The sequence below is a fragment of the Streptomyces corynorhini genome (assembly GCF_003346515.1).
GTDB lineage: Bacteria > Actinomycetota > Actinomycetes > Streptomycetales > Streptomycetaceae > Streptomyces > Streptomyces corynorhini.
In genome coordinates this window covers 1-13,397 of record NZ_QQNA01000160.1, presented here as the reverse complement: position 1 = coordinate 13,397, position 13,397 = coordinate 1, and the positions used below count along the sequence as shown (strand labels likewise).

Below are 13,397 nucleotides of genomic sequence, written 5' to 3'. Positions count from 1 at the left end.
GGGCCGACTCTGAGCCGACAGCCGACAGCCGACAGCCGACAGCCGACAGCCGACAGCCGACAGCCGACAGCCGACAGCCGACAGCCGACAGCCGACAGCCGACAGCCGACAGCCGACAGCCGACAGCCGACAGCCGACGTCGACGGCTGTCAGCCGACGGCCGTCAGCTTCCGGGGCCCAGCCGCACCGGGAGCGTCGCCGTGCTGTTAGAGAACAGCGACGGCACCGGTATCAGCGTGTCCGGATCCACGGCGAGCGCCAGCCCCGGATAGCGCGCGAACACGGCGGGCAGCGCCACCGTCGCCTCCAGCCGCGCCAGCGGCGCGCCGAGGCAGAAGTGCGCGCCGTGCCCGAACGCCAGGTGTTTGCGCCGCTCCCGGGTGAGGTCGAACCGGTCCGCGTCCGCGCCGTGCTGCGCGGTGTCGCGCCCCACCGCGGTGTACGGGGCCATGATCGCCTCCCCCCTCGGGATGCGCACTCCGGCGATCTCCACCTCCTCCAGCGGATACCGGAAGGGGAAGTTCCCGATCGGGGCGTCCCAGCGCAGGGTCTCCTCCACCACATCGGCCCAGACCCGCTCGTCGCCCCTCTCCGCGAGGTCCCGCTGCTCGGGGTGGGTGAGCAGGGCACGCACCGCGTTGGTGATCAGGCTGAGCGTGGTCTCCTGCCCGGCCGAGAGCATCACCAACAAGGTGCCCACCAGCTCCTCCTCGCTCAGCGAGTCGGGGTCGGCGTCCCGGGCGGTGATGAGCGCGCTGGTCAGATCGGCGCCCGGCTCCCGACGACGCGCCTCGACCACCCGCGCCAGCAGCTGGTACTGCTCCGTCTGACTGGCGGTCACCTCCTCGGGCGGCAGATCGGAACGGAAGATGTTGTCCATCAGCTCCTTGAGCCGCGGCCGTTCGTGACCGGGCACCCCGAACAACTCGCAGATCACCCGCATCGGCACCGGATGCGCGAAGTGCTGCCGCAGATCGACACTGCCGTCCGGGCCTGCGTACGAGGGGAGCGCGTCCAGCAGCTCCGTCACGATCGCCTCGATCCGCGGCCGCAGCTCCTCGACCCGCCGGGGGGTGAAGGTCTGCGTCACCAGCTTGCGCAGCCGCCGGTGCTCGGAGCCGTCGGCGGTCACCATGTTGGTGACCTTCACCATGCCGATCAGCGGCCAGCCGTCCGTGATCTCACCGCGCAGGATCGCGTTCCAGTTGCGCCAGTCCTTGCTGAAGCGCGGATCGGCCACCAACTCGCCCAGCAGGGCGTGGTCCGTCACCGACCAGGCCATGACGTCCCCGGGCAGCCGCACCCGCACCACCGGCCCGGCCGCCCGCAGCCGGGCCGCCTCGCCGTGGTGGTCGGAGCCGTGCGGATCGAGTGTGACGACGGGTATGTGGTGGTCGGCCGAGGGAGCCTGGTGCGAGGTCATCTGCGTCTCCGGAGGACGGGGCGGATGGAGGATTTCACTGGACACGGCCGTCGGTCCCGGCCCCGACCGCGGAGAACTCCACGGGCAGGGCGACCGGGACCCTGGTCCACGGCGAAGGACGCCAGGTCACGTCCTCGGCCGGGATCGACAGCCGCATGTCGGGCAGCAGATGCAGCGCGGTGTTCACCGCCGTACGGGTGATCAGCCGCGCGGGCACCTGCGCGGGACAGACATGGGGACCGGCCGAGAAGGCCAGATGGGCGCGGTTGCCGGAGTCACCGACCCCGCCCGTGCTCTCGTCGGGACGGATCGCCGGATCGTCGTTGGCGGCGGCGATCCCCAGGATCAGCACATCACCGCGCCGGATCGCCCGGCCGCCCAGCTCCGTGTCGCGCAGCGCGTACCTGGCCGGCATGTTGTTCATCGGCGGATCGCGCCACAGCGCCTCGTCGAGGGCGTCGTCCACACCGAGCCTGCCGCCGTGCAGCCGGGCGGCGAAGCGCGGATCGGTGAGCATCAGCCGCAGCGTGTGCGCGATCCACGCCGTGACGGTCTCGTTCCCCGCCGAGATCATCACCACCATCGACTGGAGCCGCTCCGCCTCGTTGACCAGATCGGCGTGGCGCAGGAAGGCCGTCGTCAGATCGTCGGTGGGACGGCGCTGCCGCTCGCGCAGTGTGTCGACGAGGATCTCCTCGAAGTGCCGGTTGCCGGCCTGCGAGTCGTCCGCGCTGCCGAACAGCGCGATGAGCGCGCGCAGCAGCTCCTGGCCCTCCGCGCTGTCGAGCCCGAACAGCGACGCGATGGAGAGCATCGGCACGATCGTCGCGTACTCGTTCACCAGATCGGCCCGGCCGCGCCGGGAGAACCCGGCGATCAGCTCCGCGCACACCGCCTCGACCTGCCTGCGGGTCCTGCGCTGGTCGATGCGCGCGACCCCCTCGTCCAGCGGCCGGCGCAGCCGGCGGTGCTCGGGGCCGTCCGCGCCGATGACGTTGGCACGCCACGCCATCATCGGCAGCAGCCCCGAACGCGGCGACACCGCACCGTCGTCGAGATCGCGCCAGTTGCGGGCGTCACGCGAGTAGGTCTGCTCCTGACGGGTGATCGTCAGCAGCTCCCGGTAGCCCATCACCAGCCAGGCGGGCACCCCGGGCTCCAGCTCGACCCTGGCGACATTGCCCCACTGCTCGCGCAGCCGCCGGTAGACGCCCCGGGGATCGGACGAGCCGGTCGCCGAGGAGAGCGGCAGGAGCCCCGCCGTACCGCCCGGGTACGCGGGGCATCCGGGCGGCGGTCCTGCCGCGGCGGGGGACGGGGAGGCGGGCACGGTCATCAGGCGCTCTCCTTGACCCGTACCGCGTCGTCGGAGGACACGTACTCGACGAGACTGATCAGCGCGTCCACCGAAGGGCCGCGCTCCCGCGCGTCACACATCACCACCGGCGTCCGCGGCAGCAGGTCGAGCGCGCCACGCAGCTCCTCGGCGGTGTACTCCTCGCTGTCGGGGAACTGGTTGACCGCCACCGCGAACGGCAGTCCGCGCAGCTCCAGTTGTTCCAGCACGTCGAAGCTGTCCTCCAGCCTGCGGGTGTCCACGATCACCAGGACACCGAGAGCGCCCTCGGCGAGCCCGTCCCACAGCTCCCAGAACCGCCGCTGCCCCGGGGCGCCGAACAGATAGAGCACCAGACGGGAGTTGAGCGTGATCCGGCCGAAGTCCATGGCGACGGTGGTGGTCCTCTTCGTGTCCAGCCCGGCCGCGTCGTCCACACCGACACTCGCCTCGGTCATCACCTCCTCGGTCCGCAGCGGTTCGATCTCGCTGACGGACCCCACCAGCGTGGTCTTGCCGACGCCGAAGGCGCCCACGACGAGGATCTTGACGGCCTGCTGGACCGTGTCGGGCAGATAGCGGTCAGCGGAGCCGACGGAGACCATCGAGTACCTCCTGGAGCAGTTGCGGTTCGGGCAGAACGGCCTGGGGAACACCGGAGCGGGCGGACAGGTGGCCACTGTCGACGAGATCGGACGCCAGCACCTTCACCAGGCTGACCGGCAGCTCCAGATGGGCGGCCGCCTCCACCAGGGAGAGCAGCCGCTCGCACATCCGTACCAGGGCGCGTTCCTCCCGGGTGGCCGAGACCGGCAGCTCGCGCGGGGGATCGGCGGCGACGAGCAGGGTCTCGACGCCGACCGTGTTGCGCGTGGGCCTGGAGCGCCCCTTCGTGATCACGTACGGGCGTAACGCGCCGGCCGCGTAGTCGCCCTCCGGGCCACTCACCGAGCGGCCTCCTGCCGCGGCGGGCTGCTCAGATTCCCGGCGCCGATCTTCATGACCTGCGCCTGCATCTGCCGGGCGACCTGCTTCGGATCCACCACGGGACCGGTCACCACCGCGAGATGCGCGCCGTTGGCGCTGCGCATGAACAGGAATCCGCCGTTGAACTCCACCATCTGCTGGTGCACGGCGCCGCCGTCCTCGCCGAACTCCTTGCCCAGGCTGCGGGCGAGGGACTGGAGCCCGGAACAGTTCGCGGACAGCCGGTCGGCCGAGTCCCGGTCCATCCCCTCGGAACTGGCCAGCAGCAGCCCGTCCGCGCTGAAGACGATGGCCTCTTTGACCCCGGGTACGGCGGCGACCTCGGCGATCATCCAGCCGCGCTGCTCGGGGTTCTCCACGTAGCTCATGCTCACGTCAGTCCTTCCGGTGTTCTGTGGTGGGGGAGGAAGGGCCCTGCCGGCCCTCCCGCGGGAGGGAGCCGGGCGGCTGGTCGGACCTGCCGCCCTCGAAGAACTGCTCCATCCAGTCACCGGCCTGCTCCGGTGTGCCCGGCGGGGTGACGGCGCTGGGCGCCGCCTCGACCGCGGGTGCGTACGCGTCGCGCCGGGACCGGCGCTGGGGCAGTCTGCGCGCGGTCCGCTCACGGGGCGGCTCGGGCAGGACCGTTTCGGCAACGGGCGATGCGGCGGACGCGTCCGGCGCGGGCGGCACGGCGGAGGCGGCGGCGGGCGGCACGGCGGAGGCGGGCGGTAGCGCGGGCGCGGCCGACGACGGCGGTGCGGCGGGCGCCGCGGTGCCCGCACCGTTCGCCTTGTCCGTCCCGCCCGCCTCGCCCGTGCCGTCCGTCCCGTCCGCTTCATCCGCCTCGTCCGTGCCGTCCGGTGCGGCCGTGGGCCGAGGCACCCGGGACACCTGCGGCAGCGGAGGCACCGGAGGCGGCCGCACCGCGCTGCCGGCGGGTGCGAGCGTCTCCAGCACCGCCGCGGGCACCAGCACCACCGCGCGCACGCCGCCGTACGGCGAGGGGCCCAGGTCCACCTGGAAGCCGTGCCGGTCGGCGAACCGCCCCACCACGGCGAACCCCGTCTGCGGGATCTCGCCGACCTCGCCGACCCCGAGGAGCCGGTTCCCGGAGGCGATCTCGCGCGCCTCGGCCAGCCGGTACTCGTCCATGCCGAGACCGCCGTCGTCCACCTCGATGACCGCGCCGCGCTGGACCGTACGCACCGTCACCGGCACGCCCGTGCGCGGCGGCGAGTACTCCGTCGCGTTGGCGAGCAGTTCGGCCAGCAGATGGATCAGCGGCTCGACGATGGACGGCGCGACCCCGACATCCGGGTCGCCGGTGACCTCGACGCGCTTGTACGCCACGATCCGGCCCGAGGCCGCCCGTACCACGTCCACCATCGCCAGTGGCCGCTGCCACTGCTGTCCGGGCCATTCGCCGCAGAGCACCTTGAGGCTCTGCGCGTGCCGGGCCTGCTGGGTCGCCGCGTGGTCGATCTGCATGGTGGTCTCCAGCAGATCGAAGTCGCCGGGGTAGCGGTCGGCGAGCCCGGTCACGGCGGCCTGGATCCGGTGCGCCGAGGTCTGGACCCGGCTCGCCAGCTCCACCATCGCCAGCCGCTGGGACTCCTCGCGGTGCTCGACCGTCTCGGCGACCTCGGTCAGCAGCCGGTCGAACCACTCCGTGAGCGCGGGCCCGGCGCCGTCGGCGGCGTGCGGCGCGGCCGGGATCTCCGCCCCCGCGAGGGCGGCGGGCAGCCGCTCCTTCACGAGGTGTTCGACCTCCTCGCGCACCTGGTCGGCCTGGCGCGAGAGCCGCTGCTCGACATGGGAGCGCCAGCCGCTCTCGCGCCCGACGGCCGCCGCCTCCAGCTCCGCCAGCCGGCCGCGCAGCTCGGCCGCCTCGGCCTCGGCGCGCCGGTGCCGCCCGCGCAGCCGGTCCAGCGCGAGCAGCAGCGCGAGCCCGAGCGCACCGTAGCCGACGGCCGCGCCCGGACCGTTCACATGTGCGATGTCGGCCACCGGTATGGCGAAGGCCGCCAGCGCGAGGACGAGGATCAGCAGCCACGCGGGCTGTGACCTGCGGGCGGGAGAAGAGGGCGCGGGGGAGCGTGCCATGGAGAACCTTCGAGTTGGCTGAAAAACGCGGTCGGGCTGAACTCGCCCGGCAGCGGTCACGGGGAGTGGAGGCGGCGCGTCGTCCGTATGACCGCCGGATACGGGGACGGCAGGCGGTGGGCGCCTGCGGTGCCACTGCGGTCACACGACTTGATCATGGATGAACTACCTCTTCACCGGACGTTGTTGGGGGATCGTATCTCCGCCCAGGCCGTCCTGAAGCCAGATACCGGCCAGGATGGCCGGGTTGTGCCGTCGTGACGTTCGGTGCCGCCCCGATTCCGTCCCGTATTCGGGTCGCGGGCGCGGGGCACCGGCGAGCCGGATGGGGAGAGTTGGTGGAGTCAGGGAGTGGTGACGGTGAACAGGCCGCCGTCCGGGTCGCGGACCGTGGCCTCGTGACCCCGGCCCGAGGCGGAGGGCGGGGCCATCACGGCGCCCCCGGCCGCCGCCGCGGCGCCGGCCGAAGCATTCACGTCCGCAACGTGGAAGTACACATGCCAGCGCGGCCTGACCTGCGGATCGGGCGCGCTCTCCACCGCGCCGCCGCGCACCGCGGCGACCACGTGCGTACCGTCGCTCACCAGCACCTGGTCGTCCTCGTAGCGCACTTCGCAGCTGTCCGGCCCGCCGGAACCCCAGCCGAGGACCTCGCCGTAGAAGATGGCCGCGCCGAACGCGTCCCTGGTGCGCAGCTCCAGCCGGGCGGGCCCGACACCCCGTCCCACGGACCAGCCGGGGATCGTCCGGCCCTCCCAGAAGCCGAACACCGCGCCGTCCGGGTCCGCCGCGAGCGTCGCGCGGCCCGTACTCATGGCCAGCGGCCCCACGGCGACGGTGGCACCGCGCTCCCGGATGCGCGCGGCCGTCGCGTCCGCGTCGGCGACGGCGAAGTACGGCGTCCAGGCGACAGCGGCCTGGAGACTCGGCGCGAGGGCCCCGATGCCCGCGACAGGCGAGCGGCCCGACAGCGCGACGGAGAAGTCCTCGCCCAGCGACGTGGGCCGGTAGGTCCAGCCGAGCACGGCCGTGTAGAAGGACTGCGAGGCCCCCAGGTCCCGGGCCATGAGACTCACCCAGCACGGGGCTCCGTCTACGGCATGAGGTGACGCCGCCATCGCTCTCGTCCGCTCCGTTCTCACCGGTGGGGGGACGCGTCCTGCGGGCGGTCCCGCGAGCCATGCTTCACCCCCGGATGCCACCGCGCACGTCGGCGCACCCGCCGTGGGGGCCCTGAGGCGCTCCGCTCACCCCATCGCGCGGTCCAGATTGATCGCCGAGCTGATCAGCGCGAGATGGGTGAACGCCTGGGGAAAATTGCCCAGGTGCTCACCGGTCAGCCCGATCTGCTCCGCGTAGAGCCCCACGTGATTGGCGTAGGTGAACATCTTCTCCAGGGCGAGCCGTGCCTGCTCCACCTCGCCGGTACGGGCCAGCGCCTCCACCCACCAGAACGAGCAGATCGAGAACGTGCCCTCCGTACCGTCCAGCCCGTCCGGTGCCTGCTCCGGGTCGTAGCGGAAGACCAGGCTGTCCGCGACGAGCCGCCCGGCGATGGCGTCGACCGTGGACCGGAACCGGGGATCGGCCGGCGAGACGAACTTGACCATGGGCATCAGCAGCAGCGACGCGTCCAGGATGTCCTCGGGCGGCCGGTCGGGGTCGGCGGACAGCCGCTGGACGAAGGTCCGCGCGCGGGGGTCCCAGCCGCGCGCCATGATCTGGTGGTAGATGCGGTCCCGGACCGTCGTCCAGCGGCCCAGATCGCCGGGCAGCCCGCGCCGCCGCGCCATCCTGATCATCCGCTCGACCGCGACCCAGCACATCAGCCGCGAGTACGTGTGGTGCTGCTGCCCGGCCCTGGTCTCCCAGATGGACTCGTCGGCGCTGTCCCAGTGCTCCATCAGCCAGTCCAGGACGGCACACAGGTCGGTCCAGCTCTCGTGCGAGATGCCCACGCCGTACTTGTCGAACAGATAGACGGAGTCGATCAGTTCGCCGTAGATGTCCAGCTGCCGCTGCCCGCTGGCGCCGTTGCCGGTGCGCACCGGGGACGAACCCCGGTAGCCCTCCCAGTGCTCCAGCACCTCTTCCGGCAGGTCCGCGTGGCCGTCGATGGAGTACACGACGCGCAACGGCCCCTCGACACCGTCGGTCGCCTCGCGCAGCCGCCCGGTCAGCCAGTCCATGAACGCCTGCGCCTCCTGGGTGAAGCCCAGCCGCAGCAGCGCGTACAGCGAGAAGGCCGCGTCCCGGATCCACACGTACCGGTAGTCCCAGTTGCGCGCGCCGCCCACCTGCTCCGGCAGCCCCAACGTCGGCGCGGCGACGACGGCTCCCGAGGGCTCGTGCGTCAGCAGTTTGAGGGTGAGCGCGGACCGGTGGACCATCTCGCGCCAGCGCCCGGTGTACGTGGACTGCCGCAGCCAGCGCCGCCAGAACGCCACGGTCGCCTCGAACAGCTGCTCGGCCGCCGCCGGATTCACCGCGCAGGCGTCCGGGGTGCCCGCGCCCGTGTCCGCCTCCAGGTCGAAGAGGACCGACTCGCCGCCGCCCAGATCGAACTCCGCGCGGGCGTCGGAGCCGTCGACCTCCAGCGCGATGGAGGAGCGCAGCCACAGGGTGAGGGACGCGCCGACGAACCGTACGCCGTCCGGCATCGGCTCCAGCCGGTGCGGGTCGCGCCCGTAGTTGAGCCGGGGCGCGATCCGCGCGGCCAGTCGCATCCGGCCCCGGACATTGACCACCCGCCGCACCAGGCGCTGGCGGTGGTGCGGATCGCGGTCGCGCAGGACGGGCATGAAGTCCTGGATCTCCACGATGCCGTCGGCGGTCAGCATGCGGGTGATCAGGATGTTGGTGTCGGGGAAGTAGAACTGGTTGCGGGTGGCCACCTGGCACACGGGCGCGATCTCCCAGTAGCCCCCGCGCCGCGCGTCGAGCAGGGACCCGAAGACGCTGGGGGAGTCGAACCGGGGCGCGCAGAACCAGTCGACACGGCCGTCCGTGCCCACCAGCGCGGCGGTGCGCAGATCGCCGATCAGGCCGTGCTCGGCGATCGGCAGATACTCCTCGTCCCGCCCGCTGGGCTCGTCGTCGCTCATCGTGCCGAGTCTCGCGCAGGGACCGGCACCCCGCATGTCGGTGCCACGGGGTGCCGCGGGGTGCCGCGGGGTGCCGGGGGTGCCGCGCGGTCAGGTGCGCCCGCGCAGGACCCGCAGGGAGGCGACCTCGTACGACATGGTGGTCTCGGCGGGATCGGGCGCCGGGTGGTAGCGGCCCGCGCAGACCGACAGGTTCACGATCAAAGAGGCGTACCAGCCGGGCCCCACGCCCCGCCCGTCGGCGAAGGCGAGCGCGCCGTTGACCCACCAGATGACGGTCCGCGAGCGGAATTCGACCTTCAGGTCCACCCAGGCGCCGGGCCCGATCGACGGATGGCCGTAGGAGCGCGAGGCGCCCCGTACGTGATTGGACAGCTCCAGCAGACGCGGCTGGTCGGGGTGGTACTCGAAGACGTCGATCTCGTTCCCGCCGTCCCGCCAGGTCCAGATCGCGGGCCACGCGCCGAGCGCGGTGGGCAGCCGCACCCGCGTCTCCAGCACGTCCCCGGTGCGTACGGTGAACCCCCCGGGGCTGCCCTCGGTGGTGAGCAGCCCGGTGTCCCAGTCGCCGTCGGGGCGGCGCGCGGCGCGGAAGGTGCCCGTACGGCTGTACCGCGCGTCGGGTACGAGATGGTCCAGCTTGTCGTCGCCCGGATTGGTCGGCCCGCCGTCCGGATACGCCCAGGACCGGCCGGCGGCCCACTGCTCGGTGGAGGCGAAATCGGCGGTGAAGCGCGCCGTCTCGCGCGGCTGATCCATGGGCGCGCTCCTCTGCCCCGGGCGGGGCCCTGTCGGGGCGGACGGGGCCGCCGGTGCCGACAGGCTAGGGAAGCGGGGTCGGGGTCCGTGGGGCAACGCGCCACGGACCCCGGACGACCTTCAGTTCGGACACCGCTTCCCACGGACGCCCCTCCCCACGGACACCGCTCCCCACGGGCGCCGCCTCCACGGGCGGGGTGCGCGGCGCCCGTGGTGTCAGGCGGACGTCTGGGAGGACGCCTGGGCGTTCTGTGCCTGGACCGGGGCGGCCGCGGGGGCCTGCGGGGTGTCCGACGCGTTGATCTTCTCGATCGCCTGCCGGGCGTGCTCACCGGGCGTGCGGCCGGTGATGGACGACACCGTGGGTGCCGCCGCCGCGACCGGCCAGTCCTGTACGGGCTTGGCGTGGCCCGCCACCCGCAGCCGCAGCCGGTGGCTCGCCGCCTCGTCGAGGCTGACGGGGCGCTTCACCTGGGCGGCGAGCCGGCTGGCCTCCTGCCCCAGCGCGGCCACGTCCTCCCACGCCAGCCGCACGACCAGCCGGAGTTCGGCCTCGCCGTCGGGCAGCGCGTGCAGGGGGGCGTTGTTGCGGTCATTCATGGGTTGATCCTCTGAGTCTCGGCGGAACTCGGGCGGGCCGCGCCGCGCGTCACGGGTACGGGGCGCACCGAGTGATACGGGCCCCGCCTCCGCCGTGTTCACCCCGCCGCGCCGTGATCGGCCGGCGGCCCCGGCTCGGGCCCCGGCCGCCGGGCCGCCCGGCGCAGCAGGAGCACCGAGGCCACGGCGGCCAGCGCGCACCAGGTCGAGACGTACTCCAGCCGCCACAGCGCGGCGCACAGCGCGGCCCCGGCGGCGACCACCACCCCCAGCAGCCGTACCGTCCGGTCACCGCCGAGAAGCAGCGAGCCGACCGTGGCGACGAGATAGGCCACGACGACCGGCGGCCCGTACGGCAGATCGATGACGTAGCCGACGGTATGGCCCCGGATCTCGGCGGTCACCGTCCCCCGGGCGAGCCAGTACGAGAGGAACGCCGCCGCGGCGACCCCGGCGACGGCCGGTACCAGCAGCCGCCGCCTGGCCCCGGCCGGTGCCGCGAGCAGCACGGCGAACGGCACCCAGAGGGCCAGCAGGGGAAGCGCGACGACGGCCCACACGAGCGTCGCGGCGCCCGAGCCGCCACCGGCCCGCCAGACGGCGGACTCGACGAGCTGATGGGCGCCGAGGAGCAGCGGCAGCGCGGCGAGGGGCAGGTCGCGGGCGGTGCGCGTGCACACCACGCAGGCCACCCCGACCGCAGTGATACCCGTTCCCGCCACGAGATCGGCCGTCGCGCTCCAGCACATGGGCCACGACGGTACGCGCCGCGGGGCCCTCCGTCCCGGCGACACCACGGTGCGGCCCGCACCCCGCCCACAGCCTGAATTTTCGCGGCGACGGGCACAGAATTGGGCCCAATACGCGGTGAATATTTGGTGGTGCGGCGGCCTCGGTGATAAAGCTCCCCCCACCTCGCGGCTCATACCGTGCTACTGTTGATCTCAGTTGCAGTTGTGGTTCCCAAAGACTTCAAGTGCTCTTACTGGCTTTCTGTGCCGGTAGGTGCGCTTTTGTATTTCCGGATATTTTTCCGGACGGGGTAATCATCGCGGCGACGTGAGGTCCGCACAGTGCGGGCCTGCGGGCATTGCCCCGAAGGAGATCATCATGGCCAGTGGCACCGTCAAGTGGTTCAACGCGGAAAAGGGTTTCGGCTTCATCGAGCAGGACGGCGGCGGCGCTGACGTCTTCGCCCACTACTCCAACATCGCCGCCCAGGGCTTCCGCGAGCTCCAGGAGGGCCAGAAGGTGAACTTCGACGTCACGCAGGGCCAGAAGGGCCCGCAGGCGGAGAACATCGTTCCCGCCTGACGCTCGTAGCGCACGACACAGCTGGGGCCCGCACCTCGATGCGGGCCCCAGCTCGTTGCTTTATCGCACGACCGGCCCGACGCGACGAGGCGGATTACGGGTCCTCAGTATTTCATCGGCTCGTTCTTGCGATTCTTTGTGCGGCCTACTGCCGGGAATTCTCGATACGTGCCCATCGAGAAAGGTTCTGAATGAACCGCGCAACACGCACGAACGACCGTTATTCCCGGGGCCGCGGCGGCGCTCCGGCCGGTGCGGGGCGAGGCAGCCGCTTCGGATCGGGGACCTCAGGGCGCTCCGGCGCCCCGAGCCGCTCGGGAGCCCCCGGCCGCTCCGGCGGTTACGGCCGCAGGCCCGCCGCCCAGAAGGGCGAGTTCGCCCTCCCCGTCACCCTCACCCCGGGACTGCCCCCGGTCACGTCCTTCGCCGAGCTGGACATGCCCGCCGAACTGCTGTCGACGCTCACCGGCCTGGGGGTCACCGACCCGTTCCCGATCCAGGCGGCCACCCTGCCGAACTCCCTCGCGGGCCGTGACGTACTCGGCCGGGGCCGCACCGGCTCCGGCAAGACCCTCGCCTTCGGGCTCGCGATGCTCGCGCGCACCGCGGGACAGCGGGCCGAGCCGCGCCAGCCGCTCGCCCTGGTCCTCGTACCCACCCGCGAGCTGGCCCAGCAGGTCACCGACGCGCTCACCCCGTACGCCCGGTCGCTCAAGCTGCGCCTGGCCACCGTCGTCGGCGGCATGTCGATCGGCCGGCAGGCCGGCGCGCTGCGCGGCGGCGCCGAGATCGTCGTGGCCACGCCAGGACGGCTCAAGGACCTCATCGAGCGCGGCGACTGCCGGCTGGACCGGGTCGCGATCACCGTGCTGGACGAGGCCGACCAGATGGCCGACATGGGGTTCATGCCCCAGGTCACCGCGCTGCTCGACCAGGTGCGCACCGAGGGACAGCGGATGCTGTTCTCGGCCACGCTGGACCGCAACGTCGACCTGCTGGTGCGCCGCTACCTGCACGACCCGGTCGTCCACTCGGTCGACCCGTCGGCGGGCGCGGTCACCACGATGGAACACCACGTCCTGCACGTGCACGGCACCGACAAGTACGCCACGACCACCGAGATCGCGGCCCGCGACGGCCGGGTGATCATGTTCCTGGACACCAAGCACGCGGTGGACCGGCTCACCGAGCACCTGCTCAACAGCGGAGTGCGCGCCGCGGCGCTGCACGGCGGCAAGTCCCAGCCGCAGCGCACCCGTACCCTCGCCCAGTTCAAGACGGGCCATGTCACGGCGCTGGTCGCCACCAACGTCGCCGCGCGCGGCATCCACATCGACAACCTCGACCTCGTCGTCAACGTCGACCCGCCCAGCGACCACAAGGACTACCTGCACCGCGGCGGGCGCACCGCGCGCGCCGGCGAGTCGGGCAGCGTGGTCACCCTGGTGCTGCCCAACCAGCGCCGCGAGATGACCCGGCTGATGGCCGACGCGGGCATCACCCCGCAGACCACCCAGGTCCGCTCCGGCGAGGCGGAGCTGAGCCGGATCACCGGCGCCCAGGCCCCCTCGGGCGTCCCCGTCACCATCTCCGCGCCCGTCGCCGAGCGCCCCAGGCGCGGCGGCTCCCCGGCGCGCGGCCGGGGCCGCTCGTCCCAGGCCCGCCGCTCCTCCGGCGCGTCCGGCAAGCCCCGCACCGGCGCCGCACCGCGCCAGACCTCGCGCGGCGGCGCCGCCTAGGAAGACAGCGCCCAGGACGCGGCCAGTGACGTACGAAGCCCCGGTACCGA

At 72.7% G+C, this 13,397-nt stretch carries 13 protein-coding genes; 2 read left to right on the top strand and 11 right to left on the bottom strand.

What is annotated here, in order from left to right:
- Positions 1-163 precede the first annotated feature (163 nt).
- The 11 genes from DVH02_RS20350 to DVH02_RS20300 all read right to left on the bottom strand — a co-directional run bounded on the left by DVH02_RS20350 (position 164) and on the right by DVH02_RS20300 (position 11,043).
- On the bottom strand, positions 164-1,423 hold the full coding sequence (locus DVH02_RS20350; protein WP_114625263.1) for a cytochrome P450 family protein: 1,260 nt from the start codon (positions 1,421-1,423) through the stop codon (positions 164-166).
- Positions 1,424-1,457: 34 nt separating this feature from the next.
- Positions 1,458-2,759 carry a cytochrome P450 gene (locus DVH02_RS20345; RefSeq protein WP_199566355.1) on the bottom strand — a complete coding sequence of 434 codons (1,302 nt, stop codon included), beginning with the start codon at positions 2,757-2,759 and terminating at the stop codon, positions 1,458-1,460.
- Positions 2,759-3,364 carry a GTP-binding protein gene (locus DVH02_RS20340; RefSeq protein ID WP_114625262.1) on the bottom strand — a complete coding sequence of 202 codons (606 nt, stop codon included), beginning with the start codon at positions 3,362-3,364 and terminating at the stop codon, positions 2,759-2,761. The genes DVH02_RS20345 and DVH02_RS20340 overlap by 1 nt, the downstream gene beginning before the upstream one ends.
- The gene (locus tag DVH02_RS20335) at positions 3,342-3,707 is read right to left on the bottom strand and encodes a DUF742 domain-containing protein (protein WP_114625261.1); all 366 of its coding nucleotides are present in this window, start codon (positions 3,705-3,707) and stop codon (positions 3,342-3,344) included. Before DVH02_RS20335 ends, DVH02_RS20340 begins: the two co-directional genes overlap by 23 nt.
- On the bottom strand, positions 3,704-4,114 hold the full coding sequence (locus DVH02_RS20330; RefSeq protein WP_114625264.1) for a roadblock/LC7 domain-containing protein: 411 nt from the start codon (positions 4,112-4,114) through the stop codon (positions 3,704-3,706). Before DVH02_RS20330 ends, DVH02_RS20335 begins: the two co-directional genes overlap by 4 nt.
- A 7-nt stretch (positions 4,115-4,121) precedes the next feature.
- Positions 4,122-5,831, bottom strand: coding sequence for an ATP-binding protein (locus DVH02_RS35635; RefSeq protein ID WP_199566354.1), 1,710 nt, complete (start codon positions 5,829-5,831; stop codon positions 4,122-4,124).
- Between the two features lie 344 nt (positions 5,832-6,175).
- Complete coding sequence (locus tag DVH02_RS20320; protein ID WP_114625260.1) at positions 6,176-6,898, bottom strand: VOC family protein; 723 nt, start codon at positions 6,896-6,898, stop codon at positions 6,176-6,178.
- A gap of 180 nt (positions 6,899-7,078) precedes the next feature.
- A complete protein-coding gene (locus DVH02_RS20315) occupies positions 7,079-8,935 on the bottom strand; it encodes a glycoside hydrolase family 15 protein (RefSeq protein WP_114625259.1) in 1,857 nt (618 codons plus the stop codon).
- A 90-nt stretch (positions 8,936-9,025) separates the two neighbouring features.
- Positions 9,026-9,694 (bottom strand): LamG domain-containing protein, encoded by a 669-nt coding sequence (locus DVH02_RS20310; RefSeq protein ID WP_114625258.1) that lies wholly within the window; start codon positions 9,692-9,694, stop codon positions 9,026-9,028.
- A 216-nt stretch (positions 9,695-9,910) separates the two neighbouring features.
- Positions 9,911-10,294, bottom strand: a complete 384-nt coding sequence (locus DVH02_RS20305; RefSeq protein WP_233518346.1) for a hypothetical protein — start codon at positions 10,292-10,294, stop codon at positions 9,911-9,913.
- Between the two features lie 98 nt (positions 10,295-10,392).
- Positions 10,393-11,043: a DUF6629 family protein gene (locus tag DVH02_RS20300; protein ID WP_114625257.1), complete on the bottom strand. Its 651-nt coding sequence runs from the start codon at positions 11,041-11,043 to the stop codon at positions 10,393-10,395.
- 361 nt (positions 11,044-11,404) lie between these two features.
- On the opposite strand from DVH02_RS20300, the gene DVH02_RS20295 reads away from it, so the two are divergent.
- Together DVH02_RS20295 and DVH02_RS20290 are read left to right on the top strand one after the other, a co-directional pair.
- Complete coding sequence (locus DVH02_RS20295) at positions 11,405-11,608, top strand: cold-shock protein (RefSeq protein ID WP_014061102.1); 204 nt, start codon at positions 11,405-11,407, stop codon at positions 11,606-11,608.
- A 191-nt stretch (positions 11,609-11,799) separates the two neighbouring features.
- Positions 11,800-13,347: a DEAD/DEAH box helicase gene (locus DVH02_RS20290; protein ID WP_114625256.1), complete on the top strand. Its 1,548-nt coding sequence runs from the start codon at positions 11,800-11,802 to the stop codon at positions 13,345-13,347.
- Positions 13,348-13,397: the final 50 nt, after the last annotated feature.